General features: G+C 69.8%; 23 protein-coding genes and 3 pseudogenes. 18 read left to right on the plus strand and 8 right to left on the minus strand.

Going from position 1 to position 25,521, the window contains the following annotated elements; genetic code table 11:
• Positions 1 to 6 precede the first annotated feature (6 nt).
• Together AB0H88_RS47765 and AB0H88_RS47770 are read left to right on the plus strand one after the other, a co-directional pair.
• Positions 7 to 1,431: a hypothetical protein gene (locus AB0H88_RS47765; protein ID WP_357656249.1), complete on the plus strand. Its 1,425-nt coding sequence runs from the start codon at positions 7 to 9 to the stop codon at positions 1,429 to 1,431.
• A 190-nt stretch (positions 1,432 to 1,621) separates the two neighbouring features.
• Positions 1,622 to 2,554 carry an FAD-dependent monooxygenase gene (locus AB0H88_RS47770; RefSeq protein WP_357656250.1) on the plus strand — a complete coding sequence of 311 codons (933 nt, stop codon included), beginning with the start codon at positions 1,622 to 1,624 and terminating at the stop codon, positions 2,552 to 2,554.
• A 117-nt stretch (positions 2,555 to 2,671) separates the two neighbouring features.
• On the opposite strand, the gene AB0H88_RS47775 is transcribed toward AB0H88_RS47770, so the two are convergent.
• The 4 genes from AB0H88_RS47775 to AB0H88_RS47790 are packed head-to-tail and all read right to left on the minus strand — an operon-like array spanning position 2,672 to position 6,966.
• Positions 2,672 to 3,961 (minus strand): alpha-L-fucosidase, encoded by a 1,290-nt coding sequence (locus AB0H88_RS47775; protein ID WP_357656252.1) that lies wholly within the window; start codon positions 3,959 to 3,961, stop codon positions 2,672 to 2,674.
• Positions 3,958 to 4,797 (minus strand): carbohydrate ABC transporter permease, encoded by an 840-nt coding sequence (locus AB0H88_RS47780; protein WP_357656253.1) that lies wholly within the window; start codon positions 4,795 to 4,797, stop codon positions 3,958 to 3,960. Before AB0H88_RS47780 ends, AB0H88_RS47775 begins: the two co-directional genes overlap by 4 nt.
• A complete protein-coding gene (locus tag AB0H88_RS47785; RefSeq protein WP_357656255.1) occupies positions 4,790 to 5,719 on the minus strand; it encodes a sugar ABC transporter permease in 930 nt (309 codons plus the stop codon). The genes AB0H88_RS47780 and AB0H88_RS47785 overlap by 8 nt, the downstream gene beginning before the upstream one ends.
• Before the next feature lie 8 nt (positions 5,720 to 5,727).
• Entirely contained in the window at positions 5,728 to 6,966 is a 1,239-nt protein-coding gene (locus AB0H88_RS47790) for a sugar ABC transporter substrate-binding protein (protein WP_357656256.1), read from the minus strand.
• 130 nt (positions 6,967 to 7,096) lie between these two features.
• Between AB0H88_RS47790 and AB0H88_RS47795 the strand changes: the two genes are divergently transcribed.
• Complete coding sequence (locus AB0H88_RS47795; RefSeq protein ID WP_357656257.1) at positions 7,097 to 8,266, plus strand: ROK family transcriptional regulator; 1,170 nt, start codon at positions 7,097 to 7,099, stop codon at positions 8,264 to 8,266.
• Between the two features lie 39 nt (positions 8,267 to 8,305).
• On the opposite strand, the gene AB0H88_RS47800 is transcribed toward AB0H88_RS47795, so the two are convergent.
• Positions 8,306 to 8,506 carry a hypothetical protein gene (locus AB0H88_RS47800; protein WP_357656366.1) on the minus strand — a complete coding sequence of 67 codons (201 nt, stop codon included), beginning with the start codon at positions 8,504 to 8,506 and terminating at the stop codon, positions 8,306 to 8,308.
• On the opposite strand from AB0H88_RS47800, the pseudogene AB0H88_RS47805 reads away from it, so the two are divergent.
• Together AB0H88_RS47805 and AB0H88_RS47810 are read left to right on the plus strand one after the other, a co-directional pair.
• A pseudogene (locus tag AB0H88_RS47805) lies at positions 8,468 to 8,569 on the plus strand (hypothetical protein); the annotation flags it as partial. The gene AB0H88_RS47800 and the pseudogene AB0H88_RS47805 overlap by 39 nt on opposite strands.
• Positions 8,524 to 9,438, plus strand: a complete 915-nt coding sequence (locus AB0H88_RS47810; protein ID WP_357656258.1) for a DUF4158 domain-containing protein — start codon at positions 8,524 to 8,526, stop codon at positions 9,436 to 9,438. The pseudogene AB0H88_RS47805 and the gene AB0H88_RS47810, both read left to right, overlap by 46 nt.
• Here AB0H88_RS47810 and AB0H88_RS47815 read toward each other — a convergent pair.
• Positions 9,428 to 9,670 carry a hypothetical protein gene (locus tag AB0H88_RS47815; protein ID WP_357656260.1) on the minus strand — a complete coding sequence of 81 codons (243 nt, stop codon included), beginning with the start codon at positions 9,668 to 9,670 and terminating at the stop codon, positions 9,428 to 9,430. The genes AB0H88_RS47810 and AB0H88_RS47815 overlap by 11 nt on opposite strands.
• A 181-nt stretch (positions 9,671 to 9,851) precedes the next feature.
• Here AB0H88_RS47815 and AB0H88_RS47820 point away from each other — a divergent pair, with 181 nt between their 5' ends.
• From AB0H88_RS47820 to AB0H88_RS47850, 7 genes are all read left to right on the plus strand, one after another.
• The gene (locus AB0H88_RS47820) at positions 9,852 to 10,079 is read left to right on the plus strand and encodes a thiomuracin/GE37468 family thiazolyl RiPP peptide (RefSeq protein ID WP_357656262.1); all 228 of its coding nucleotides are present in this window, start codon (positions 9,852 to 9,854) and stop codon (positions 10,077 to 10,079) included.
• 78 nt (positions 10,080 to 10,157) lie between these two features.
• Positions 10,158 to 12,656, plus strand: coding sequence for a lantibiotic dehydratase (locus AB0H88_RS47825; RefSeq protein WP_357656264.1), 2,499 nt, complete (start codon positions 10,158 to 10,160; stop codon positions 12,654 to 12,656).
• Positions 12,657 to 12,675: 19 nt separating this feature from the next.
• Entirely contained in the window at positions 12,676 to 13,512 is an 837-nt protein-coding gene (locus AB0H88_RS47830) for a lantibiotic dehydratase C-terminal domain-containing protein (protein ID WP_357656266.1), read from the plus strand.
• Positions 13,509 to 14,834 carry a SagB family peptide dehydrogenase gene (locus tag AB0H88_RS47835; protein WP_357656267.1) on the plus strand — a complete coding sequence of 442 codons (1,326 nt, stop codon included), beginning with the start codon at positions 13,509 to 13,511 and terminating at the stop codon, positions 14,832 to 14,834. Before AB0H88_RS47830 ends, AB0H88_RS47835 begins: the two co-directional genes overlap by 4 nt.
• Positions 14,831 to 16,495 carry a hypothetical protein gene (locus AB0H88_RS47840; protein ID WP_357656268.1) on the plus strand — a complete coding sequence of 555 codons (1,665 nt, stop codon included), beginning with the start codon at positions 14,831 to 14,833 and terminating at the stop codon, positions 16,493 to 16,495. Before AB0H88_RS47835 ends, AB0H88_RS47840 begins: the two co-directional genes overlap by 4 nt.
• A complete protein-coding gene (locus AB0H88_RS47845; protein WP_357656270.1) occupies positions 16,488 to 18,395 on the plus strand; it encodes a TOMM precursor leader peptide-binding protein in 1,908 nt (635 codons plus the stop codon). Before AB0H88_RS47840 ends, AB0H88_RS47845 begins: the two co-directional genes overlap by 8 nt.
• A gap of 23 nt (positions 18,396 to 18,418) precedes the next feature.
• On the plus strand, positions 18,419 to 20,056 hold the full coding sequence (locus tag AB0H88_RS47850; RefSeq protein WP_357656272.1) for an ABC transporter ATP-binding protein: 1,638 nt from the start codon (positions 18,419 to 18,421) through the stop codon (positions 20,054 to 20,056).
• 55 nt (positions 20,057 to 20,111) lie between these two features.
• On the opposite strand, the gene AB0H88_RS47855 is transcribed toward AB0H88_RS47850, so the two are convergent.
• Positions 20,112 to 20,447 (minus strand): hypothetical protein, encoded by a 336-nt coding sequence (locus tag AB0H88_RS47855; protein WP_357656273.1) that lies wholly within the window; start codon positions 20,445 to 20,447, stop codon positions 20,112 to 20,114.
• Between the two features lie 18 nt (positions 20,448 to 20,465).
• On the opposite strand from AB0H88_RS47855, the pseudogene AB0H88_RS47860 reads away from it, so the two are divergent.
• The 3 genes and pseudogenes from AB0H88_RS47860 to AB0H88_RS47870 form a co-directional block, all read left to right on the plus strand.
• Positions 20,466 to 21,038, plus strand: a pseudogene (locus AB0H88_RS47860) (pyridoxal-phosphate dependent enzyme); the annotation flags it as partial.
• Between the two features lie 74 nt (positions 21,039 to 21,112).
• Positions 21,113 to 21,646: pseudogene (trpA, locus tag AB0H88_RS47865) on the plus strand (tryptophan synthase subunit alpha); the annotation flags it as partial.
• A 176-nt stretch (positions 21,647 to 21,822) separates the two neighbouring features.
• Positions 21,823 to 22,257 carry a UTRA domain-containing protein gene (locus AB0H88_RS47870; protein ID WP_357656275.1) on the plus strand — a complete coding sequence of 145 codons (435 nt, stop codon included), beginning with the start codon at positions 21,823 to 21,825 and terminating at the stop codon, positions 22,255 to 22,257.
• Between the two features lie 63 nt (positions 22,258 to 22,320).
• Here AB0H88_RS47870 and AB0H88_RS47875 read toward each other — a convergent pair whose 3' ends face one another.
• Positions 22,321 to 22,824: an FBP domain-containing protein gene (locus AB0H88_RS47875; protein WP_357656277.1), complete on the minus strand. Its 504-nt coding sequence runs from the start codon at positions 22,822 to 22,824 to the stop codon at positions 22,321 to 22,323.
• 74 nt (positions 22,825 to 22,898) lie between these two features.
• Here AB0H88_RS47875 and AB0H88_RS47880 point away from each other — a divergent pair, with 74 nt between their 5' ends.
• The 3 genes from AB0H88_RS47880 (at position 22,899) to AB0H88_RS47890 (ending at position 25,469) form a co-directional block, all read left to right on the plus strand.
• A complete protein-coding gene (locus AB0H88_RS47880) occupies positions 22,899 to 23,462 on the plus strand; it encodes a TetR-like C-terminal domain-containing protein (RefSeq protein WP_357656278.1) in 564 nt (187 codons plus the stop codon).
• A 46-nt stretch (positions 23,463 to 23,508) separates the two neighbouring features.
• Positions 23,509 to 24,207: a class I SAM-dependent methyltransferase gene (locus tag AB0H88_RS47885; RefSeq protein ID WP_357656280.1), complete on the plus strand. Its 699-nt coding sequence runs from the start codon at positions 23,509 to 23,511 to the stop codon at positions 24,205 to 24,207.
• A 290-nt stretch (positions 24,208 to 24,497) separates the two neighbouring features.
• Positions 24,498 to 25,469, plus strand: coding sequence for a DUF5937 family protein (locus tag AB0H88_RS47890; protein WP_357656282.1), 972 nt, complete (start codon positions 24,498 to 24,500; stop codon positions 25,467 to 25,469).
• Positions 25,470 to 25,521: the final 52 nt, after the last annotated feature.

The following is a 25,521-nucleotide window of genomic DNA, read 5'->3' on the forward strand; positions in this document are numbered from 1 at the left end:
GACCCGGTGAGGGTCCCAACCGATCCCAACTTCTTCGGGGTGCGCTGGGCCGGCCGGATCCTGCTGACCGCAGGAGCGGCCCTGCTGGTCATGGGGCTTGTCGCGAACCGGATCTGGGCATGGGGATGGATCTTGTTCTGGGCCGGCGGCACGACGTTCATCGCCGGCGGTGCCACCTTCGCGCTCCTGCGGCTGCTCAAGCTGAAGGACGGCTGGCGCATCTTCCCCGGTGACCTGAGCCCAGAGGTCGACAGCGCCGCAGGCGCCGCCCGCGACGCGCTGATCACCAAGCTGGCCCAGCGGGAGCTGCTCGCCCACGTACGCACCCGGATCAACACGATGCGCACACGCCGGTTCGATCCGGCCTTCAGCGTGACCAGCAGCCCCGGTTTGAACGAGATCCACGACAGCGTCTACGAGGTGCCAACCCGTACCGCCAGCGACGTTGAAGCCCTGATTGCGAAGGTCACGGGCATCAGCCTGGGCATCTCCGGCCCCCGCGGATCCGGCAAATCCACCATCCTGCGCCACTACTGCACCCCGGCTCTGGCACGGCCGCAGCCCGCGACCGGTTGGGAGCGCTGGCTGCAGGCCTGGAACGGCGAGCGCAAGGGGCGCCGTCCCGTGCCGCCGCCAACGGCGGACGTGCGCTGCGTGGTGCCGGCCCCGGTCGACTACGCCGCGCGCGACTTCGTCTTGCACCTGTTCGCCGTCTTCTGCAGGCACGTCATCGCCGACTTCTCTCCCGCCTCCGGTCGGCGAGGCCGCGCGCGGCCTCGCCGCTCCGCCAAGGCCGTGGCGCGGGCGATCGGCCCAGCGATCGCAGCGGCGATCGTCTCGGCGGCCGCGCCGGTGCTCGCGATCACCGCCCTGCTGCTTGTAGCTGTGAACGCCTGGACGCTCGGCGTCGCCGCGGTGATCTGCCTGCTCTGCCTGCTCTCCTTCGCGCGGTGGCTGCGCCGGTTGCGCCGGTGGAGGGCGCGCGCCTGTCCGCCGCCAACGGGGTCGCTGGCACAGGTGGCGAAGCGGAACCTGGCCAGGGTCAGGCATCTGCAATCGCACAGCGCGACCCGGTCAGGGGCCATCCGGCTGCCCGTGGGAGTGGAAGGCCAGTACGCGACCGGCCTCACCCGTTCCGAGCAGCCGTTCACCCATCCCGAAGTGGTGGAGGAGTTCCGCGGCTTCGCCTGCCGGGTGGCGGCTCTGGTCCACGCAGGTGGCGGCCGGCCCGGCAGGCGCATCGATGGCGATCACCCGAGTGGCTACCAGATCCGCCGCGCCCAGCAGCTCATCACCCGGCAGCGGCCCCTGAGCCTCCGCCGAGGTGCTGCCCCAGCCGAGCTGCCAGCCTCGAATCACCCACCGATAGCAGACCGCCACCGCCGCCAAGGCCAGCAAACCGGCCTTACACTGCGAACCTCGCATCGCTGACGCCCCTCCCGCTCCACTGCTCCTGCTCGCCACACTGTCACGACGCCCGCCGGAAACTCAGAGCCGAAAGACCTCTACCTCCAGGTTCACCTTCATCCCTGCCCGGCCGCCTGCATCCGACGACGTCGTCGACCGGACGGCCCTCATCGGGCCGAGCGACCACTTCCACTTCGCGCCGGGTGGACGTGTCGTGATCGATGGACTCGGCGAGATCCCGGCGATGTTCCACCGCACTGAGCGGGGCGTTTTCACCATCCTGCCGCACGACCCGCAGCGGCCGCTGGTCAACACGGCCGAATGGGAAGAGCACCCGGCAGGCGACTTCCCGGGGCCGGGTGCGCCGATGACGCTGGCCGAGATGCAGGACAGCGTCGAACGGGTCATCGGGGTACGCCTGCCCCTGACTCCGCCGCCCGAGGGCGCGCCCACCTTGCTTCGCCGCGTGTGCCATCGAAACTCCCGGCAGGCCGACCGCTACCGTGACGGCCGAGTCTTCATCGCCGGCGACGCCGCACATGTCAGCCACGGGCCGACCCTGAACGCGGCACTGCAAGACGCGGCCAACCTGGGCTGGAAACTCGCCGCGGCGGTACAGGTATGGGCCTCGGAAGACCTCCTGGACAGCTACGAGACCGAACGCCACGCGACCGGCGAGCGCGTGCTCATGCATACCCAAGCCGCATCCGCCCTGCTGGCGCCCGGAGGCGATGTCACCGCACTACGCCGGCTCTTCGCGGAACTCCTCGACCGCACCGAGAACCTGCGCATGGTCGCCGCCACGATGGCGGGCGCCGATATCCGCTACGACATGGGCGAGGAACATCCCGCCGCGCCCACCGGCTGGTTCGTGCCACTCCTTGACCTGACCACCGATGACAGGCACACACGGCGCCTCGCCGAGCTCCTGCGCGACGCCCGTCCTCTGCTTCTCGACCTCACCGGTGCGAACGACCTCGCCGCCACCGCGGAGCCCTGGTACGACCGGGTGCACCACGTGACCGCGACGGCCGACGACGCGCCGGCACCCGCGCTGCTCATCCGCCCCGACGGCTACGTCGCCTGGGCGGGCGCGGACCCCGGCAGCCTGAAGACGGCCCTCACCCGCTGGTTCAGCCCGGGCTGAGGCTCCACCCTGTTGCCGAGGGTGGCCCTTCCGTTGGACGGGCCCCCGGGAGGGTGCCGCGCCCGCTACAGCGGAGCGCGGCGAACGGAACTCCGGCTGGACCGCCGAGATCTTCAGCTAGTCGGCGAGGAACAGTTCGATGACCGGTACGGCGACGTCAGGACGTTGGACCGGCAGGTCGAGGGTCAGGGTGTCCGGGGCCAGGGCGCCGATGGCCGTGTTCTGGGCCGTGTTGGAGGGGTCGATGACGCGCGTACGGATCTCCGAGGCGTCGTGCAGGAACTGGGCGTACTTCACGCGCCCGCCCAACCCGGGCAGGTGCAGGTGGCGGAACGGCCAGCTGAACACGTGCAGATAGAGCCGATCGCCGCGCTGGGTGTAGCGGCAGTCGGGAGGCGCGGTGAAACCGCTGGGGCCGCTGCCGTAGATGGAGCGGGAGTTCAGCCGCATCCAGTCGCCGATCTCAGCGAGGCTCTGGCGGGCGCGCGGGTCGATCTGGCCGCGTCCGTCCGGGCCGACGTTGAGCAGCAGGTTGCCGCCCTTGGCGACGCTGTCGACCAGCATGCGGACGAGCAGGTCAGGGGACTTGTAGTCGAGGTTGTCCCGGTCGTATCCCCAACTGCCGTTGAGGGTCTGGCAGGCCTCCCATGGCACCTCGCGGCCGTCGATGGTCATCGGGCCGGCGGGCTGGTACTGCTCGGGGGTGACGAAGTCGCCGGGGATGGCGAGCCGGTCGTTGACGATGATCCCCGGCTGGAGCTCGCGCACCATCTCCAGCAACTCGGGTGAGCGCCAGTCGTCGGCGCCCTTGCCGCCCCAGCCGCCCGGCCTGCCCTGGTAGGAGAAGTCGAAGAACAGGTAGTCGATCTGGCCGTAGCCGGTGAGCAGCTCGCGTACCTGGGCGTGCAGGTAGTCGGCGTACTTGGAGATGTCGCGGTCCTTGGCGGCGGCCTTGAACGCCTCGTCCTCGCGCTGCGGGTGGAGATAGTCGACGGGGAACTCGGGGTGGTGCCAGTCGATGAGCGAGTGGTAGAAGCCGACCTTCAGCCCTTCGGCGCGCAGGGCCTCCACGTACGGCGCGATCAGGTCTTTGCCCCAAGGGGTGCGCGTCGCCTTGTAGTCGGTCTGCGCGGAGTCCCACAGGCAGAAGCCGTCATGGTGCTTGGTGGTGAGGACGACGTAGCGCATGCCGGCGTCCTTGGCCAGCCGTGCCCACTCCGCGGGGTCGTACAGGTCGGGGTCGAAGTGGTCGAAGTAGCGCTGGTAGTGCTCGTCGGTCAGCTGTTCGCGGTTCTTCACCCACTCGTGGCGGGCCGCCAAGGAGTACAGACCCCAGTGGACGAACATCCCGAAGCGGGATTCGGAGAACCAGGCGTGGTGCACAATGTCCCTTTCGTAAGTTTTCACCGGCCGCCGAGACCGCTGGTAGCGATCCCGCGTATGAGATGTTTCTGCAGGAGGATGAGCAGGGCCGCGGTCGGCGCCATGGAGATCACCGAGGCGGCCATGATGAGGTTCCACTGGGTGCCCTGCTGGCCGACGAAGAGCGACAGGCCCAGCGGGACGGTGGCCTTCTCGTCCACCGTGTTGATGATGATCAGCGGCCACATGAAGCTGTTCCAGTAGTTGATGAACGTGAAGACCGCCAGCACCGCGAGCGCGGGCCTGATCAGCGGCAGCATGATGCTGGTGAAGACCCGCACCGATCCCGCGCCGTCGATGCGGGCGCCCTCGGAGATCTCTTCGGGGATGGTCAGGAAGAACTGGCGCAGCATGAACGTCCCGAAAGCGGTGAAGGCCCAGGGGAAGATCAGCGCCTGGAAGGAGTCCACCCAGCCGAACCAGCGCATCAGCATGAACATCGGCACGACCAGCACTTCCTGGGGGATCATCAGCGTGGCCAGGAAGACCAGGAAGAAGCCGTCGCGACCGCGCCAGCGCAGCCGCGAGAAAGCGTACGCCGACATGGCCGAGGCCACGAGCACCACGATCGTGCCGCAGATGGCGACGGCGAGCCCGTTGAGGACGAACCGCCCGAACGGCAGGAACTCGAACGTCTCGCTGTAGTTCTCCCACCGGATCAGCGAGCCGAACAGGCTCGGTGGCGACTGGAACACCTCGTCGGCGGGCTTGAGCGAGGTGGCCAGCATGTACACCAGCGGCGTCAGGAACGCGGCGGCCACCAGGTAGAGCGCGACGTGCGAGATGACCAGCCGGACGCGGCGGACGGCGTGATCAGACATCGTAGGTCACCCATCTGCGCTGGCCGGCGAACTGCACCGCGGTCACGCCCAGGATCAGCACGAACAGGATCCAGGCTCCGGCGGACGCGAGTCCGTACTGGTAGATCGAGAATCCCTTGTCGAAGACGAACATCATGAGGGTCTCGGTGTCCATGCCCGGCCCTCCGCCGGTCATCAGGAACGGCTGGGTGAAGACCTGGAACGAGGTGATGAGCGTCATGGTCGAGGCGAAGAACAGCGCCGGGGAGATCATCGGCAGCATGATGCGGAAGAACTGCCGCCACGGTCCCGCCCCGTCGATCTGCGCCGCCTCCAGCAGGTGCCGCGGGATGGCGTCCAGCGCGGCCGAGAAGACCAGCATGTTGTAGCCGAACCCCTGCCACACGCTCATCGCGACGACGGCGAACATGGCCCAGCCCTGCTCGCCGAGGAAGTTCGGCGCGTGCGTGCCGGTGGCGGCGTACAACGAGCCGTCGATCAGCCCGTTCGGCTGGTAGATCATCCGCCAGACGATCGCGTTGGCCACCATCGGCGTGACCACGGGCAGGAAGAACACCACTCGCAGCGCCTTGCGGCCCTTGATGCGCGGGCCCATCCACACCGCCAGCCCCACCGACACGACGAGGTTGAGCGGCAGATAGAGCACCACGAACAGCAGTGTGTTCAACAGCGCCCGCCGGAAGACGGGATCGGTGAACAGCGTCGTGAAGTTCTCCACCCCGGTGAAGGTCCGCTCGCCCACCGCGGGCCATCGGAAGAAGGCCATCACCAGGGACAGCACGATCGGGAAAAGGGTGAACAGCGTCAACCCGATCATGCTGGGCGCCGCGAAGAAGGCAGCGGCCCTTCCGTCGCGGCGCAGACGGCTGGGGCGCCCTCCGCCCGCGACCGCCGCCGGACGGGCTATGGCGTCGTCGGACACGTTGCTCCTTACGCCGGTGCCTGCTGCTGCACCTGGGTGAGTGCGTCGGCCGCCGTGGTCTGCCCGTTGAAGGCCTGGATGCCGTACTGGGCCAGCAGTTTCTCCACCGGGTCCCAGTTACTGGTCGCCTTGAACGGCTTCGCCGAGGCGTTGGCGGCGTCGAGAACCGGCTTGGAGCCCTCGAAGGCGTTCTCGTACCACTTGTTCTGTACGGACTTGCGCGCCGGATAGGCGCGTCCGACCGAGCCGAGCTGTCCGAGCACCTCGGCGCTGGTCATCGTGCTGATCGCCTTGAAGGCCTCGTCAGGGTACGGGCAGGACTGGGAGATGCCGAAGCCGGACCCGGCCGAGTAGCTCTTGGTCCCGTCCGGACCGGCGGGGATGGTGGCCAGGCCCACATCGAACTTGGCCTTCGCCTTGAGCTCCAGAACGGACCAGGGCCCGTTCACCGACATCGCCACGCTGCCGTTGAGGAACTGGGTCTCGGTGAAGTTGTTGTCCACGCCGGGGATCTTGGGCGCGACCCCCTGCTTGGCGGTCAGGTCCGCGTACCATTGGAAGCCGATCTTCATCGGCTCGGTGGTGAGGGTGAGCTTGCCGGACTCGTCCATCGGCTCCGCGCCCGTCTTGGAGCGGATCATCGAGAACATCCCCAGGGCCGTGGGGTAGCCCACGAAGCCGTACTTGCCGCCGGTGGTCAGTTTCTTGGCCGCCGCCTCGAATTCCGCCACGCTCCAGCCGATCTTCGGCGCCGGCACGCCGGCCGCCTTGAACATGTCCTTGTTGTAGGTCATGATCAGCGCGCCGACGTCATACGGCAGTGCGTACTGCTTGCCGCCCGCGGCCAGTCCGTCCATGATCGAGGAGTCGAAGTCGGCGATGTCCAGGCCGTTCTTCTTGATCAGGTCGTCCAGCGGACGCATGCCACTGACGTAGCCGCCCGTGCGCAGGCTCTGCATGGAGACGACGCACGCCGCGCTGCCGCCGGCCAGGCGGGTGCCAAGCTTGGTGAAGTAGTCCTTGAACGGCGAGGTCTCGAGGGTGATCTTGATGTTCGGGTACTTCTGGGTGACCTGGTCGGCTACTTTCTGCCAGGCGTTTCGGTCCTCAGTTCCGGACGCCCACATCGACCAGGTGAGCGTCACCGCGCCGTTGCTCGCCTTGTTGCCTCCTGCCGATTCCTGGCCGTCGCCCCCGCAACCAGCCGTTAATCCCCCCGCGATGACCAGCGCTGTCGCGAGCGCCAATGATCTCCGACCGCCATACATCTGCCTGCCCATCGCAGCTCCACTCAATAAGCTCGGGGCCGAGTTAATTGGTCCGAAACTAGGGCGTAGCAATCCGTAATGTCAATGAGCTCGTGATAGCAAATATCCGATGACTGCTCGCCGAACCGCCGGTCGTGGCGATCTGACCCGCGTCGAGATCCTGGCCCTTCTCGGCGCTGAGGGCGCCCTGGACCGCCGTCAGATCGCGGCCCGGCTCAAGCTCGGCGACGCGACCGTACACGAACACACGCAACGCCTTCTGGCCTGCGGTTATCTGCGGACTCTGGCCTCTCAGACAGGGGTCGTCGGCCGGCCGCGCATCCCGCTACAAGTCGTGCCGGAGGCCGCCGCGACCATCGGCGTACGCGTCGCGACCGACCACCTTGTCACCGTGGTCGCGGGGTTGGATGGACGGCTGCTCACATCCGATGTATCGTCCTTCGACAGTCACGCAGACCCGCTCCCCCAGCTACTCACCGTCATCGGCCGGCGGTTGGCCGACCCCGTCATGGGCCCCAGGCTCAAGGCCGTGGGCGTGGCCGTACCGGCTTCCGTTGATGCGGGCTATATCCGGTTCTGTCCCCGCTTTGGGTGGAGCAACCTTCCGCTCGGTGAACGGCTGCGCGCTGAACTGCCGATCCCGGTGCTCGTCGACAACGACCTCACGGCCAGCACCACCGCCGGACTCCTGTACCGGGCGGGACTTGAGCACGACGACTTCCTGATGCTCGGCATCGGCGACGGGGTGGGGGTCGGAGCGGTCCTGCGGCGGCGGGTGCACCGCAGTCCGGGTGGGCTGTCCGGCGAGTTCGGCCACACGCCGGTCGCCGCCACCGGTCCGCGCTGCGCCTGCGGCGCCCGGGGCTGTCTGGAGACGTTCACCGGCGACGACGGGATCCTGCGCGCCGCCCGTCGCGAGGGCCTCGCCGAGGCGTCCACCACCATCGAGGAGCTCCGCTCACGGTGGGTCTCCGGTGAACGGTCGCTGGCCCGGGTGCTCGCCAAGATCGGCGCCATACTCGGGCGGGCCGTCGCCGGCGTCGTCAACCTGCTCGGCACGCCCACCATCGCGGTCATCGGCGAGAACCACGTTCTCTGGCCGGGCCTGGAGCCCGGGTTCTCCGTGGTGATGCGGAGCAGCCAGGTCACCGCGGCCTACCGCGTCCAAGTGATCGTCCGTCCTTGGAGCGATGCCCAGCATGCGCTCGGCGCCGCCGGCCTGGCGCTCGCCGCTCCGGAAACGCTCTTCATGGGGTGCGGCACTGGCAGGGGCCAATGATCGAGTGATCTGTGTTCCCGCCTGATCGCCTGGGAGAGGTCACTGTTCGTGGTCGCCGGGAGCGTAGCGGCTCCATGGGCTTCCGGCTGCGGTGGAGAGTCGGGTGGCGGTGTCTCCGTCGTAGCCGAGCATGCGGGCGACCACGGGGGCGGGGGTCTGCAGGACGAGCTGGCGGAGGTGTTTACCCCGTCGGTCGTCGAGGTGGAGTGGGCTCGCGGTAAGACGCAGGATGATCAGCATCTGCTGGCCCTGCTGGTGTGGCTGAAGGCTTACCAGCGGCTGGGCTGTTTCCCGAAGCTCAAAGACATCCCTGCAGTGCTCTCCGAGCACATCCGAGAGACGATCGGCCTGCCGGAGGTGGCGCTGGGGATGCCGCGGAGCGGTCGGCCAAGCGGCATCGGTCGTTCGTGCGCACGCGGATGGGCGTCACCTACGACGCGGCCAGGGTGCGGGAGGTAGCCGACGAGGCGATCCGAAAGGCGGCCCAGGCGAAGGACAACCCCGCTGACTTGATCAACGTGGCGTTGGAAGAGCTGGTTCGCGCGGAATGCGAGCTGCCCGGCTACACGACGCCGGATGAGATGACCAAGAAGATTCGCACCGAGGTGAACCGCGGGTTCTTCGCACTGGTGTCTGGCCGGGTCGACGCCGGGGCCCGGGCGAGGTCGGCCCGGCTGCTGCTGGTCGACCCCATCACCCGGCGCAGCGAGTACGACGGGCTGAAGGACGTGGCGCAAGCCGCGTCGCTCAACAAGTTCAAGGGCCGTCTGGCGTTCCTGCACGAGCTGGACGGCCTCGGACCGACCGAGGTGTGGCTGGAGGGGGTCCCGCCGGGGAAGATCGCGCATTTCGCGGGCGAGGCGCGGGTCACCGACATCGCTGACCTGCGGAAGGTGCTGGATGAGGACAAGCGCCTCACATTGATCGTGAGCACCTGCGCGGCAAGATCAGCGCCGCCAAGCGCCGCCGGTTCGGCAACTGGATCCTCAACCTCACCCCGCCGGCTGCAGATCCCACCACCCGCCTCGACCTCGAGTCCCAGGTCCTCTTCGCCCCATAGCCGAGCGGCGTCTGTCGGACGAAGTTCCGGGACGGTGTCGATGTCACAAGCACCTCTGCACAGCAGGTGGGGCATCGTCTGCAACCGAGCTGCATTCGTTGTCAGCGCTTGAGGGCTCGGTACTTCTTGAGCAGCATGGTGATCTTCGCGTGGTCCGCGGCGTCGTTCAGCTCGGACAGCAGCCCGTCAGGGCAGAGTTCGTAGTGGTCTCCCCACCACCGTCGTGCCTTGGTGTCCCAGATCTGGTACCCGCCGGGAACGCCCTTGGCCACGTACCGCCTTCTACTCACCAGCGGGAGCAGCTTCTCCGCCGACGCAACCCCGAACCGCGCATGTTGTCTCACACGCCAGCAGCCTGCCGCCCACCGAACACACTGCCAAGCCGCCACGCGAAAGGTCCTAAACATCCACATGTGCGCAAACCGGGTCTAGCGGCGTACCACCGATATACCTCCGATATACCCACCGTTGCTAGCGTCGGCAGCGCATGGACACGCATTCCAGCTAGGCGAAAAAGGGGTATCGATGCCACCCGTTTCCACCCTCGACTTCGATGTTCACGATCTTCCGATGGACGTGTTCGACCTCACCGTCAGCGGGCTGGAGGTGCAGACCCTCACGCTCGGCCGCGGCTACGACATCGTGGCGTCCTGCACGATCACCAAGTGCGTCGGACCCAGCGGCTGCGTCTGCGGCTGCGGCGGCCCGGACAAGCCGCACGCCGACCCCGATGACGACATAGACCAGGAGTAGCGGACAGCACCGCGGGCCGTGCTGCGCGCAGGACGGCCCGCGTTTCATCGGGTGAGGTGAAGGATGTTCGCTGCTCCATTGATTCGGTTGGCCGGCCTGCCGGCCACCGTCCTGCGGGAACTGCGTTTCCACGAGGTGGGACTGGCCGTGCGTGACCGGCTCTCGCTGCGGCGGTGGATGCGGGCCGAGGGCGCGACGCTGAGCGATGAGCTGTACCCGGTGATCGCACGCGCGGCGGCGCACCCCACGAGGCCGCTGCTCGTCGGCCTGCGGCGGGCCGTCTATCAGGGGCGCAGGCCGACCGCCCGCGAGTGGGGCCCGGCGACGCGGGAACTGCTCGGCCGTGACCTCGCGGACCGGGTGGAACGCTGGGTGGCCACCTGTGACGAGTGGCGTGATGGTGGACGCGACCTGGACGAACGTGTCGGATCGGAGACGGCGGCCCTGGAGAGCCGGTTGCGTGACCTCGTTTCCGCCCCGGTCTTCCGGCGGGCGCTCCTCCAGGCGAGCCCCGATCTGTCGGCGGATCTGGACAAGTGGCTGGTCGACCCGGGCCGTGGTACCCGGCGGCTGGCGCCCGCCCTGGTCAAGTACCTGGTCCGGGCCGCGGCGAAGACCAGCCCCTTCAGCACGTTCATGGTGACGGGACGCGGTACGTGGACGGACGACGACGTGGCGGTCCGCCAGTGCGCCGAAGGTCTGCGCGGCACGGCGGGCGTCCTCGACCTCGGCCATGTCGCGCGGTCGCAACTGCACGCGGCACTGGTCACGACTGGACGGCTGCGGCGCGCCATGATCATCCGGGTCAACCCCAGCGTGGTCGGCTCCGGCGACCGGCTGCGCTTCCTGGGTCCCCCTCCAGCGGAGGCGATGGTCACGATCGACGCCACCCCGGCGATCAGCACCTGCCTGCAACTGATCCCCGACGCCGCGATCACCTTCGGTGAGCTGACAGGCAAGCTGGAGGCGGCGGGAAACGCCCAGCCCGCCCGGGTCGCGGCCTTCCTCGACCATCTCGTCGAGATCGGACTGCTGCAGCTCATGCCGCAGCCGGCCGGGCAGATCACCACACCAGGCGAGGCGGGGCACTGGTTACGCTCGCTCGGCGCGGAGTTCGCGCAGGAGGGCGCGCTGCTCCTGGCCGTCGACGAGGCCGTGCGGGCGGCCGTACCGGTCGAGGACGTCGAACTGCATCGGCGGCGGCTGGATGCGGTGGGCCAGGCGATGGGGAGCCTGTCCGGCCACTTGGGGCAGCCGATCACGAGCCAGACCTTCGACACGGCCGTAGCCGGAGAACCCCTGGCCGAGTGCGGGCGTCTCGCGTGGCAGCCGGTGCTGGCCGACCTGCAGGTCATCCGCCGGTGGCTGGCGCTGTTCAGCTTCGGCCAGGACTTGAAGATCGCGCTCAACGCCTGGTGGGGGCAGCGGCCACCGACTCCTTTCCTGTCCTTCTACCACGAGCTCGTGAAGGAGATCGCCGGCGGTTCCCCGGCAGGCAAGGAGATCGGCCGGCTGTGGCATTCGTCAGGAAGCGGGCGGGCGAGCGTGTTCGAGCGCATCCATGAACTGCGCGCGCTGCGCCAGGACGCGGCCGGCCTGCTGTGGCGTGCGGCCGGACCTGACGGGGTCGTCGCGATCGAGCCCGGTGAGCTGACCCTCGCGGTGGCCGGATACCCGCGCTGGCTGGACGACCTGCACGCGGTGGGGGTGTACGGGCAGCCGCTGGCGGACGAGTCAGGCCCCACGTTCGTGATCAACAACATCTTCACCGGGTACGGCAGGGTCCACAGCCGCCTGGACCACCTGACCGGCACCCGCACGGAGCCGTGGGCGCAACCGCCCGGCGACTATCCGGTGTTCGCCGCTCTCGGCGGGTCTTTGGGAACCTCGTTGAACGTCAGGGAGCCGTGCGCGCCGTACGAGATCACCTATCCGTGGCACGGCGACGTCCGGCCGGGGACCGATCGGATCGATCTGCACGACCTGTGGGTGGAGCGGGATCCGACCCGCGAACTCCTGCGGTTGCGGTCGGGAAGGCTCGACCGGCTGGTCCGGCCGCTGCATCTCGGCAACAGCGTCCCCTGGACCCTGCCGCGCGCGGCGCACCTGCTCGTTCGGGCGTTCGGCGAGGAGCCGCCCGAGCCCGTGATGGGCATCGCGCAGCCTGGACAGCGCAGGTCCGGGCCCGAGGTGACGGTGATCCCGCGGGCGCGGGTGGGGCGCGTGGTGGTGCGCCGGGCGAGCCGTCACATGACGCCGGCGAACATCCCGGCGCGGCGCGCGAGCGAGCCGATGGCCGAATACCTCCTCCGGCTGACCGCGTGGCGGCTGGAAGCGGGCATCCCGGAGACGTGCTTCGTCAGAGGCTTGGCCAGCGGGCGTTCCTACGAGAACAAGCCGCTCTACCTGGATTTCGCCAACCCCTTTCTCCTCCACGCCTTCAACGAGTTGCTGCGACAGCCGAACGAGGTGGTCCTCTTCGAGGAGGCACTGCCCGATCCGATGCGGGCACCCGAGAACCACGGCGGTGAGCACGTCATGGAGATGGTGATCGATGTCGCGGCGTGGGGCGATTGACGTGGGTCACCACGAGTGGGTGAGCGCGCATCTCTTCTACCACGGCGACCAGGATCCCCTGATCGTCCGGCTGATTCCCGCGATCGTGGCGGAGCTGGCGGACGGGGGCGACCGCCCGGACGTCTTCTTCCTGCGCTACTGGGAGGCCGGTCCGCACGTACGGCTGCGCGTGAGAGCCGAGCCGGCGGAGCACGACCGGGTACGGCGCGTCATCGAGGCCAGGAGCCGCGCCTTCTTCCGCACCTGCCCCTCCGCCGTCGCCGTGCGCCAGGAGGAGTACGAGACGAGAGCCGCTCTGCTGGCACGCGGGGAAGGGATGGCGGGCTTCACCCGCGAACTGGCGCAGAACAACTCCGTGTCGTTCATTCCCTACCGCAGGGAGAACCGGCGCTACGGGCGGGTGGCGATGGGGGCGGTGGAGAAGCACTTCGTGGACTCCAGCAGGATCGTCCTGTCCATGCTCACGGCAGGAGTCACGCCCGAGCAGCGGGTGACCGCCGTCGTGGCGATGTACCTCATCGTCTTGCTGCGGCTGGGGGCCGGTGCGTTGCCGCGGGGGGATCACGCCGATCTTTTCGCGCGGCAACGCGACGTCCTGCTCCCCTTGGGGCGGCGCATGCGGGCGCTGGTCGAGCGGACGGATCGGTTGCCGCCGGGCGACGGCCTGGCGGGCTGGGCGCAGACCATGGCGGGCCTGCAGAAGGAGCTGGAGCCCCGGCGGCAGCCGGCGGTGATGACGACGTGCGCGCACCTCGCGGCCAACCGGCTGGGGGTCGATCTGCTCACCGAGCAGTACGCCACCGCCCTGGCCGCGCGGACCGTGCTGGACCTTGGCGAGGAAGAGATATCGGCATGACATCGCAGATCGAGGAACGCGTCCGGATCCGGCCGGGTGTCTCGGGTGGCGTCACACCTGACCGCTGTTACTACCTGCTCAGCGGGCCGTACAGCACGGCGCTGGGTCGTCTGAGCACGGCGCAGCAGGCGCTGCTGCACCGGCTGGCCAGGGAGCCGGTCCCGGCGCAGGAACTGGTGGAGCAGGACCTGAGCCTGCTGCGGCGCGAGGGGTGGCTCCAGGCGACCGTGACCTGGTCGGGAACGGACGTCTACACCGTTGAGCCGGAAGGGCCGCAGCACCCGATCGCGGGTGAGATGCCCGAGGACCTGGTGCTGTCGCGGTACGCGGTGGCCCGCAGGGACGGGAGCGCCATGGTCCTGGAGTCCCCGCGCTCATGGTGCCGCGTGCGGCTGCACGACTCGCGCGCCCTGGCCTGGCTCGGGCTGCCGCGGCCGGCCGACGACGACGTCCCGGCCTTGCGCCGGTTCCGCCGCGACCTGTGGGCCGGTGGACTGGCGGTCGCCCGGGCCGGCGACGAGGACGACCGGTCGCCGACTTGGCGACCTCACGAGCTGTGGTTCCACCGACGCAGCCGCAGGCCGTTGCCCGGAGTCCCGTACGGCAAGGGCGACTGGGCCGCCGGGAGGCCGGTCCCGCACGCGGCGCTCCGTGAGCCGTTCGACGGCGAGGTCGTCGAGCTTGCCCGACCCGATCTGAGCCGCGTACGCGCCGGCGACCCCGGGCTGACCACCGTGCTGGAGCAACGGCGCTCGCTGTGCCGCTACGATGCGTCGAACCCGGTGACTGCGGCGGAACTCGGGGAGTTCCTCTACCGCTGCTCGCGCAACCGGGATGTCTTCCGCGCCGACGGCGCCGACTATGTGCGCCGGCCGTATCCCAGTGGCGGAGCCCTGTACGAACTGGAGATCTACCCGGTGATCCGGCAGGTCCACGGGCTGGAGCAGGGGCTGCATCACTACGATCCGCAGCGCCACCGCCTGGAGAGGATCTGCGGGGCCACCCCCGAGGTGCGGCGGCTCCTGCGCACCGCCGCCGCGTCGACGGGGCACGAGGAGCCGCAGGTGCTCCTGGTGATCGCGGCACGGTTCGGACGCGTCATGTGGAACTACCAGTCCATGGCGTACTCACTGATCATGAAGAACGTCGGCGTCCTCTTCCAGACGATGTACCTGGTGGCGACCGCCATGCAGCTGGCGCCCTGCGCGCTCGGCGGCGGCGACTCCACCGCCTTCGCGGCGGCCACCGGCCTGGACGAGATGGACGAGGGCTCGGTGGGCGAGTTCGCGCTCGGATCCCTCCCGCGGGGAGCGGCGCGATGAGGCTGCGGATGCGTGACGACGTCTACCTGGCCCCGACCGGCGACGGCCTGCGCGTACTCACGCATCGAGGGCTGGCGCGGATCGACGGGGCCGCGATCGCGGGCTGGGTCGACCGGCTCACGCCGTTCCTCGACGGCAGGTACACGATCGGGGAACTGACCGCCGGGATGCCGCCCGACCGGGAGAAGGCGGTGAGGCGAGTCGTCGAGCTCCTGCGGACCTGCGACGCCCTCGAAGAGGACCGGGATGACAGCTACGCCGGCCGCGCCGCGGTGGTGGCGGGCGTCGAGCCGATGCTGGGACAACTGGTCAGGGCGGCTTCGGCGTCCGGATTGCGTGACATCACGGTACTGGACCTCTCTTCCGCCGCGGTGACCGATCTCCCCGCGGGCACCGACCTGGTGTTCTACGCGGGCGACGGGCCGGCCGCCCTGCCGCTGGAGCGCGCCTGCGCGGAGCGCGCGATCCCCCTCGCCCTGATGGTCGTCACGGGCGAGGCCACCTGGCTGCTGCCGCCCGCGGCGCCGGGATGGGACGACGCGAGGCGCCGGATGGGCGTCACGGCTGGGCAGGGCGGAACCGCGCCGCCGGGAGCGGCAGCGAGCCTGGTCCAGGCCGCCTACCGGGAGCTGACCGGCGCCGTCCCGCCCGCCGAACGCGGCCTCCTGGTCAGGATCGAGCAGGGGACGTGGCGGCGCACGCGCCACTCTTGCCTGCCCCACCCCTTGGCACGCCCGGCGTCCCCGCGTTCCCGCGAGGAGTTCCTCCGGCGCGTGCGTGATCTCCTGGCCGGCGAACGTCTCGACCAGGAGTCATTCCTGCGCAGGATCGCCCCGTGCGTCGACGAGCGCCTGGGCGTTGTCAGGTTTGCCGAGGCAGACGCGCCCCAGGTGCTGGTGAACCTGTGCCGGGCCGTATCGCCGGACGGGGAGGCGGTGATCGGCGCCGGATTCGGCCACGAGGCGGCGCACCGCGACGCCGCCTGCCGCGCGCTGGCCGCCTACGGAGCGCGCACGGTGGATCCGCGGAGGCTGGTCGGATCCGACGTCTGGGCGCACGAGATCGACCGCCCGGACAGGGCGCGACTGGTACCGGCCGCCGATGTGTTCGGGAGCGGAGGCGCCGGGCTCGCGACCGGGGATAGCTGGGAGCACGCCCTCGGCAAGGGACTGGCCGGCCAGTGCCTGCAGATGATCATCGCCGGTCTCGCCGCGCGCTCCGCGCCTTTTCCGCGGATCGACCTCACCGCCGTCGACCTGCGCCAGGAAGGGCGCAGATGCCGCGAGGTGCTCTCCCGCCTCGACGAACTGCCCGACGTGTACGACCTCACCGGCCCGCTGGGCATCCCGGCCTTCGCGTACTGCGCCGGCGAGGTCACGATCGGCTACTTCGCCGACCTGGACCCGGCCGAGGCGCTGGGAGAAGGACTGAGGTCCACGCTCGTGCACCTGCAATCCCCCCGGTACGGCCAGGCGGAACCGCTGCCCGCCCGGTTGCGCGGCCCATGGCGGCGGACTCCGGCCCCGGCAGGAGACCTCGCGACGGCGGCCTCGCGGCTACGCGCCGGCGGCCGGGTGGCGCTGGCCGTACCCCTCGATCATGATCAGGAAGTGGCCGCGATCATGCCCTATCTGACCCGGGTGGTGGTGGCTGATGCGTGAGGTGGCGCTGATCGGGCACGGGCTGATGCACGACGCCATCGCCGGTCGGCTGGCGGCCGACTGGCAGGTCGGCCGCCATGACACGGCGGCGCAGGTGCCCGGCGGCCCGCACCTGCTGATCGCGGCCGACGACAGCTGGAACACCGCTCGCACGGCGGAGGCCCGAGCGGCCTCCACCAAGCTCGCGGTGCCGTGGCTACGCGTCCGCGCGGAGCTCGGCCAGGTGGTGATCGGCCCCCTGGAGATCCCGGGTGAGGCGGGCTGCGTGTCCTGCGCCGAACGGCGACGGCGCCTCGTCCGTGCCGACCAGGAGGGGCACCGCGCCATCTGGCGCAGGCACGGCCAGGCCCTGCGCGGACGCCCGTCGTCCTGGCTCACCCCGCTCGCCGCCACGCAGGTGGCCGAAATCGTCGCGGCCCTGCTGTCGGAAGGGGACGCTTCCCGGACGCGCAGGGCCCTGATGACGGTGAATCTGGAGCGCCTGGACGTCGGCGTTCATCCGTTCCTGCCGGACGCGCTCTGCGACACCTGCGGTGACGCGCCGCAGGACACCGCCCAGCTGGCGGACCTGGTCCTGGAACCCCGGCAGATGCAGCGCGCAGGGAGCTTCCGTACGCGAGAGGTCACCGAGGACCTGGAAGAGCTGTACGTGGACCAGGAATGCGGGCTGATCGGCTCGATCTCGGAATGGACGGCAGGTGTCCTGGCCGTCGCGTCGGCCAGAGTGGGCGGGCGCGGCGGCGGCGAGGTCATGGGCTACGGGCGCGCCGAGACGCGCACCGCCGGCAGGCGCATCGCCGTGCTGGAAGGACTCGAGAGGTACGGTGGCGCCCAGGGCGCGCGCAGGCCGGCGGTGCGCGCGAGCTTCGCCGAGGTCGCCGGGCACGCGCTCGATCCGCGGACCCTGGGCCTCTACCCGCCGGAACGGTACTGCCTGCCCGGCTTCCTGTACCGGCCGTTCGACGTGAATGAGACCTACACCTGGGTGTGGGGCTACTCCTTCGCGCGGAAGGAGCCGATCCTGGTGCCGCAGTCCTGCGCCTACTACCAGAACGGGCACGAGCTGGTCTACGAGATCTCCAATGGCTGCGCCCTCGGCGGCTCCCTCGAAGAGGCCGTCCTCCACGGCGTCCTGGAGGTCGCCGAGCGCGACGCCTTCCTGCTGACCTGGTACTGCAGGATACCCGCGCCACGCATCGAGACGGCCGGGGTGTCCGATCGCCGGCTGCTGTGGCAGCTCGCGTCCGTGGAGGCGGAGACCGGGTACAACGTGTTCTTCCACGACATCAGCGTGGAGCAGCGGATCCCCTGCGTGTGGGCCATCGCCGTGAACCCGCGCGACGACGGCCGGGCGGCGACGATCTCCGCGGCCGGGTCGAGCCCCGACCCGGAACGCGCCATGGCCAACGCCCTCTCCGAGGTCGCCTCGAGCATCGCTCCCGTGGGCGAGAAGTACGCGGAGCACCGTGAACGGGCGCGGCAGATGCTGGCCGACCCCGGGCTCGTCAAGGAGATGGAGGACCACTCCCTGCTGTACGCGCATCCGGACGCCGCGCGGCGGCTCGACTTCCTCACCGGGGCGCCCGGCCGTCGCAGGCCGGCCGACCTGGGAGCCGTCACCGGTACGGATCTGACGGGCGTGCTCACCGAAACGGTCAAGCGCTATTTGGACACCGGGCTCGACGTGATCGTGATCGACCAGACCGGCTCCGAGCACCGGGCGGGCGGCTTCGCCTGCGTGAAGGTGCTGATTCCCGGCACGCTGTCGATGACCTTCGGGCACGACCACCGCCGTCTCGACGATCTCCCCCGGCTGCTGACCGTGCCGCGGTTGCTCGGTCATCGCGACCGGGACCTGACGCCGGAAGAGCTCACCTCCGACCCCCACCCCTTCCCGTGACGGCCACAGCCGTACTCCGGCGCATGCTCACCTGGTTCCGCCCGCATCGGTGGCAGGTGGTGGCCTCGCTGATCATCGTGGTGATCACCGTGCCCCTGGGAGTGGCCAACCCGCTGCTGACCCGCATGGTCATCGATCAGGGGCTGCTCAACGGCGACGTCGGGCTGCTCACGCTGCTGTGCGTGCTCATGGTCGTCCTGGGAGTCACGAGCAGCGTTCTGGACGTCGGCAACGTGGCGCTCACCAACATCGTCGGCCAGCGGGTGACGACCAGCCTGCGCGCTACCGTGTACGGCCGCGCCCAATCGCAGGAACTGGCCTTCTACACCGAGGAGAGCACCTCGGAGGTGCAGGCCCGGCTGGTCAGCGACATCGAGGGGATCGACCGGTTCGTCACCGGCACCGTCCACCAGGCGCTGGGCTCCTTCACCGCGCTGGTCGCCTCGGGTATCGCGATGCTGATGCTGAGCTGGCAACTGGCCCTGCTCTCCTTCTCCCTGGCGTACGTGCTGGCGCTGCTCAACCATCGCTTCGCCAAGCGGCGCCAGGACCTGGCCAGGCAACGGCAGCGCCACGTCACCTCACTGCTGCGTTTCGCCGCCGAGGATCTCAGCCTGGGCGGGGTGATCCTGGGCCGGACGCTGCGTCGTTCCGGCCGGCAGCTCGAACGGTTCGTCGAGGTGTGCAGGCAACTGGGTGAGATCACGGTGCGGCAGCGAGTCGTGGGCGCCACCGCCTATGTGATCATCGGCGCGTCGTTCGCGTGCGTGCCGCCCCTGGTGTACTGGGTGTCCGGTACGGCGGTCTCCGGACTGAGTACAGGGACCGTGATCGTCATGGTGATCCTGCAGACGCAGTTGTCCCAGCCCATCCAATCCCTTCTGCAATTATCCAGTGGCCTGCACGTCTCACTGGTCAAGTTCGAGCGCGTCATCCAATACCTCGACCTGCCGGAGCCGCTGCCGATCGACGAGGGCCGCGCTCCCGTGCCGGGGGCCGGGATCAGCCTGACCCTGCGCGGGGTGGGCCACCGGTACGGCGACGGGCGGGACGTGCTCGGTGGCATCGACCTGGACCTGCCCGCAGGATCGGTCACCGTGGTCCGGGGACGCACCGGGTCGGGCAAGAGCACGCTGGGGTTGATCATCGCCGGTCTCCTGCGCCCGGCCACCGGAACCGTTCAGCTTGACGGCGCCGGCGACGCGGAGTTGCACGACGTGGCGACGATCATTCCGCAGCACACCACCCTGTTCGACGCGTCGATACGGGAGAACCTGATGTTCGCCCGCGAGGCCGTGACCGAGGAGGACATCCATCGGGTGCTCGCCGCCGTCCGGCTGGACGACCTGGTGTCCCACCTTCCGCACGGCCTCGACACTCCAATCGGCGTGGAGGGACTCCAGCTGTCGGGCGGTGAGCGTCAGCGGCTGGCGGTGGCCAGGGCGCTGCTGGCCGACTGGCAGGTGCTCGTCGTCGACGAGGTCACCAGCGCCCTCGACGGCGTCACCTCGGACGAGGTGTACGACGCCCTGCGAGTTTATTGTGCGGAGAAGACGCTGGTGATCATCGCGCACCGGCTTCCACGCATCGACCCGACAGACCAGGTGGTGCTGGTGGACCGGGGCGCCGGGACCGTTACCCCGGGGTCGCGCGCGGGCTAGGGAGGCGGCGTGGTCATATTCGGCCGGAAATTAGCGCTAAGCACGAACACGCAGGTCAGCGAGGAGATTCACGGAGAGCGAGGCGGTTCTTCGCGAGAAGCTTGCCGAGGGCGTTGCGGAGTTGGTTGATGCGTTCCTGGGCGTCATGACCGTGGATGCCGATGGTGATGGTGGATTCGGTCGTGTGATAAGTGGTGAGGCGGTCTTCGGTGGCGCTGCGTATGGCGGCATGGATCTGTCCTCGGAGCCGGATCGCGGCCCGAGAGTTGTCGGTGTGGTCCAGGCCGTCGATGGTGAGGTAGCAGAGCAACGGGCCGGGGTCGGTGAGCGGGCCCTGCGGTAGGCCCGCCTCGACGCGTCGGCGGATCTCAGCCCGGTCGGCGCTGGCCATGGGTCGGCGGCCGAGCGCCAGGCCCTGCTGGCCACCCGGATGGGACGGCGCAGGCTGATCGCCGAGACGGGAGCGGGCCAGCACGGGGTGGCCACCGCGACCGCCGCCGCGCTGCTCGGGCTGGAGGCCACCGTGTTCATGGGCGAGCGCGACATCGAGCGGCAGGCGCTGAACGTCTTCCGGATGCGCATGCTGGGCGTCGAGGCCGAAGGCGGCGCCGGGGCGGCCCGCGGCCGGCTCGGCGTCCTGCACGGCTGCCGCTCGCTGTTCCTGCAGGACGACGACGGGCAGATCACCCAGGCGCACTCCATCGCCGCCGGGCTCGACTATCCGGGAGTCGGCCCGGAGCACGCCCACCTGCGCGACCTGGGCCGGGCCCGCTACGTCACGGTGACCGACGAGGAGGCGGTCGGCGCGGCGGTACGGCTGGCGCGTACCGAAGGCATCGTCCCGGCGCTCGAATCGGCGCACGCCCTCGCCTGGGTGATCCGCGCGGCGGGCGGCGGCGACCTGCCCGCGGGATCGACGGTGCTGATGACGTTGTCCGGCCGGGGCGACAAGGACGTCTCAACCCTGAAGGAGCTGCTGTGACGAGCCCCGCGCCGGCCGTGGGAGCGGCCGAACGCCACCTGCGTGCCCGCCGGGACACCGGCCGCGGCCTGCTCATGCCGTACGTCACCGGGGGGATCACGCCCGGCTGGACGGACTACCTGCGGGCGTTCGCCGCCGCCGGGGCGGACGCGATCGAGGTCGGCCTGCCCTTCTCCGACCCCACGCTGGACGGCGTCACCATCCAGCAGGCCAGTGACACGGCGCTGGCCCGGGGGGCGAGCACCCGCCGGATCCTCGCCGATCTGTCCGGCCTGCCGGACCTGGGCGTGCCACTGGTCGTCAGCACCTACTACAACCTGGTGCTGAACGACGGCCCCGAGGCGTTCTGCGCCGCGCTGCGCCGGGCCGGTGTCGGTGGCCTGATCGTGCCCGACCTGCCGGTGCACGAGGCGGACGAGCTGGCGGACGTGGCCGCCGCCGCCGGGATCGAGCTGGTCCTGCTGGCCTCGCCGGCGACGCCGCAGCCGCGGCTGGCGGAGATCTCGTGCCGCAGCCGCGGATTCGTCTACGCGATGTCGCTGATGGGCACCACCGGTGAGCGGGCCGCCCTCGCCGCTTCGGCGGTGGAGCTCACCGAGCGGATCAGGCGCGTCACCGACCGGCCGGTCTTGCTAGGATTTGGCATTTCCGCCCCGGACCAGGCACCAGGGGCACGTTCGTCGCCCCGCCGCACCTGGCCTACCAGCTCGACTCGCTCCGCAGCCTGGTCGACGACCTGCGTAAACAGGGCCACGACGTGCGCACCGCGGTGGTCGGGCGGGCGGTGCGCCGGGCACCCGCCCGGATCGCCGCGGATCTGCGGCTGCGTCCTGGCGATACCGCCCTGCGGCTGGAGCGGGTCCGCGAGTTCGCGGGACGTCCCGCCGTACACCAGGTGTCCTGGGTCCGCCGGCCGGTGGCCGACCAGCTCCGCGAGCGCGACTTCACCGCCGTCTCCCTCTACACGGCCCTCGCCGACGCTGGGGTGACGGTCGCCCGGGCGTCCGAGGTGGTCCGGCCCGGTCTGCTCGACCCCGCCGCCGCCCGCCACCTCCACGAGCCGCCGGGCAGTCCGGTGCTCGTCAGCACCCGGATCACCTACACGCTCGACGCCACGCCCGTGGTGTCCGACCATGCCACCATCCTCGGCAGCATGATGGAGATCCGCACCGAACGAGCCGCCACCGGCCTCTCTCTCACCTGGGGCGCCACCAGCTGAGAACCTGTGCGCGGTCTGTCCCACCGTGGCGGATGTCATCCGACTCGGCTGGGCACCAGGCCGCTATCCCCGGCCGGCCACCTTGTCCAGGAAGGAATTCAGGTTCGCCCGGGTACGGGCGACCTTCTCCCCCAGGCTGAGGGACTCATCGATGGTTCCGCCCCCTGCCGCTTCCTTCTTCCCGCGTGTGTAGAGGGAGCAGGCCAGGTCGGTGCACAGGTAGTGCCCGACCGAGTTGCCCTGACGACCGGCCTCGCCGGTCCGGCGCGCGGTCATCAGTGCAACGCCGCCGTTGGTGTGCGTGGTCAGGCACAGCGAGCACATGCTGCGTGAGGTGAAGCCGCGCGACGCGCCGGAGGTCACCCGGAGCGCGATGCCAACGAGGGAGCCGTCGCGTTCGGCGACCAGGTAGGCGCGTTCGGGCGCACCCGGATCTCGCCACCCGAGGAAGTCGAGGTCTTCCCAGGGATGGTCGGCGAGGTCTTTGGGGACGTTCAGACGCTTGGTCTCTCCTTTGGAGCAGTTCACGAATGATGTACGGATGTCGCGCTCGGTGATTGGTCTCATGGGCGGCGAGGCTAGCTTCCTTACAGGTATTATGCAAATACTTAAAGGCTGTAAGTTAACGAGAAGGGCGGCACATGGCACGCGTGGGATTGACCGCCGAACGCCTGACCCGGGCGGCGGCGGACCTGGCCGACGAGATCGGCTTTCAGAACGTGACCGTCTCGGCGCTGGCGCGCGGATTCGACGTCAAGCCCGCGGCCCTGTACTCACACGTCAAGGACGTGCGTGACCTGAGGGCCAGGGTGGCGCTGCTGGCCCTGGCGGAACTCGCCGACAGGGCCGCCGCCGCCCTGGCCGGCCGCGCGGGCAAGGACGCACTGGTGGCCTTCGCGAACGCCTACCGGGGCTACGCGAAAGAGCATCCGGGCAGGTACGCCGCGACGCAGATCGAGCTCGACTCGGTGGACACCAGCGCGGGGCGTCCGCACGCGGACATGACGCGCGCGATACTGCGCGGATACGCGCTGTCGGAGCCCGACCAGACGGACGCGCTACGCATGATGCACAGCACATTCCACGGTTATGTGAGCCTGGAGGCGGCGGGCGGGTTCCGCCGCCACCCTCGTGACGTGGACGCTTCGTGGTTCAGAGCGCTGGACGCCCTCGACGCCGTTCTCCGTAACTGGCCGCCGGCCTGAGCTTTTTCGTTGGCTGCCGCGGGGCGCGGGGTGCGATCATGAAGCGATGGCGACAACTTGGGACGAGGCGTTCGCGAGCCGGTACCAGGAATGGTCGGGTCACATGACGGCCGACGTGGCCTTTTACCTCGATCTCGCACGCGAGGCGGACGGGCCGGTGGTCGAGCTGGCGATCGGGGACGGGCGGGTCGCGATCCCGGTGGCGCAGGAGACCGGCCGGCCGGTCGTCGGGATCGACATCTCATCGGCGATGCTCGCGCAAGCCCGTACCCGTGCGGCCGAGGCAGGCGTGGAACTCGACCTGCGCGAGTGCGACATGCGCGACTTCGCCCTGGACGAGCCCGCGGCGCTGATCTACTGTCCGTTCCGATCGCTCCAGCACCTGCCGACTTGGGCCGACCGTCGCCGTACCTTTGAGCGGGTCGCCGCCTCGCTCCGGCCGGAGGGACGCTTCGCCTGGAACGCCATCGCCTTCGACCATCGGATCGCGGTCGAGCTCGACGGCGCCCGGCTGGAGAAGCCCGTACCGCACATGGTCCGATACGCGGTGGGAGACAACCGCGTCGACCTCGTCCTCGACGACGGTGCGAAGAGCTCCTTCTGGTGGGCGACGAAGAACGAGTGGCTCGGGCTGCTGGATGTCGCCGGTCTTGAGCTGGAGGCGCTCTACGGTGGGTTCGCCCGCGAGCCGTTCACCGAAGACAGCCGAGAGTATGTGTTCGTCGGCCGCCGTCGGCCCTCCTAGGTTCTTCAGGACAGTATGACGACCGGGCGGCCGGCGATCTGCTCGAGGCCCAGCTGGTCGCCTGACGAGTTCACCGGCCGGGGCCGTGGCCACCCCCGGACGGCCGTCTCCCAGGGCGGGCGCGCGTGCGGGCCTCTTCGACGTGAGCACTTCAAACCCTTTCCGTTCACCGTTAACGGTTGGCCGGTTAACCGTTAACGAAGAGCGTCAAGGCTGGAAGCCTTGGCGCAGCGGCCGGGCCGGGCTTCTGCGATACCTTCGGCCGTAGCCGAATCCGAGGGGTCCCTGGCATGCTCACCGTGGCGTTCTCCGCCTACGACCTGACCTCCATCAGGTTCGCGTACTCCCCGCTCAGGGAGGTCTCCGCCGGCATCCAAGCGCTGCGCACCCCCGCCGGGCGTCCGCTGCATCTGCCGTGGTTCAAGCAGGTACGCCCCCGGCTCGGCGGCGATCTGGCCCCGCTGCTCGACCTGATCACCGGCCGCGGTTACATCCCCGACTTCCTGTGTCCCGTCCCCACCAGCCCGACCCCGGACCTGGCCGGCGAACTGGCGGTCCTGCGCGCCACCCCACACGAGATCATCCGCACGGACCTCGACCGCATGGCCGCCGAGATCCCCGGCTCGCTGACCGGCTGTGCCATGGAGCTGTACCAGGATCCGGCCCCGGGCGTTGACCGGCTGGCGCACGCCATCGAGGCCTTCTGGCGACTCGCCATGGCGCCGCACTGGCCGCGGATGCGCAACCTTCTCGAAGGCGACCTGCTCTACCGCGCCCGGCAGTACGCCGAACACGGGCCCGCCGGAGCGTTCGCGGACATGCACCCGGCCATCCGCTGGGAAGGTCGCACCCTCTACCTGGACGAGCGTCCGGAGGAGCTGTCGCGGACGCTGAACGGCGAGGGCCTGCTGCTGGCCCCCTCCGTCTTCGTCTGGCCCAGGCTGCTCTACCGCACCGACTCCCCCGGCCAGGCGGTCATCACCTATCCCGTACGCGCCGTCGCCACGCTGTGGGAACGCGGCACCGCGCCCTCCCCCGACGCCCTGGCCGCCGTCATCGGCCGTTCTCGCGCGCTGCTGCTGGCCGAGCTCGACACACCCGCCTCCACCACGGACCTGTCCCGGCGCACCGAGCTGTCCCCCGCCAACGTCTCCGAGCAGCTCACCCTGCTGCTGGCCGCGGGCCTGGTCACCAAGCACCGCGTCGGCAGGGCCATGCTCTACGTCCGGACCCCGCGCGCCCAGGCCCTGCTGGACGAGTGATTCGGCGCAGGCCGAATGTGTCGCCCCTGGCCGAGCGCCGCCCGCACCATGC

This window comes from Nonomuraea sp. NPDC050680, assembly GCF_040654555.1.
Classification (GTDB): domain Bacteria; phylum Actinomycetota; class Actinomycetes; order Streptosporangiales; family Streptosporangiaceae; genus Nonomuraea.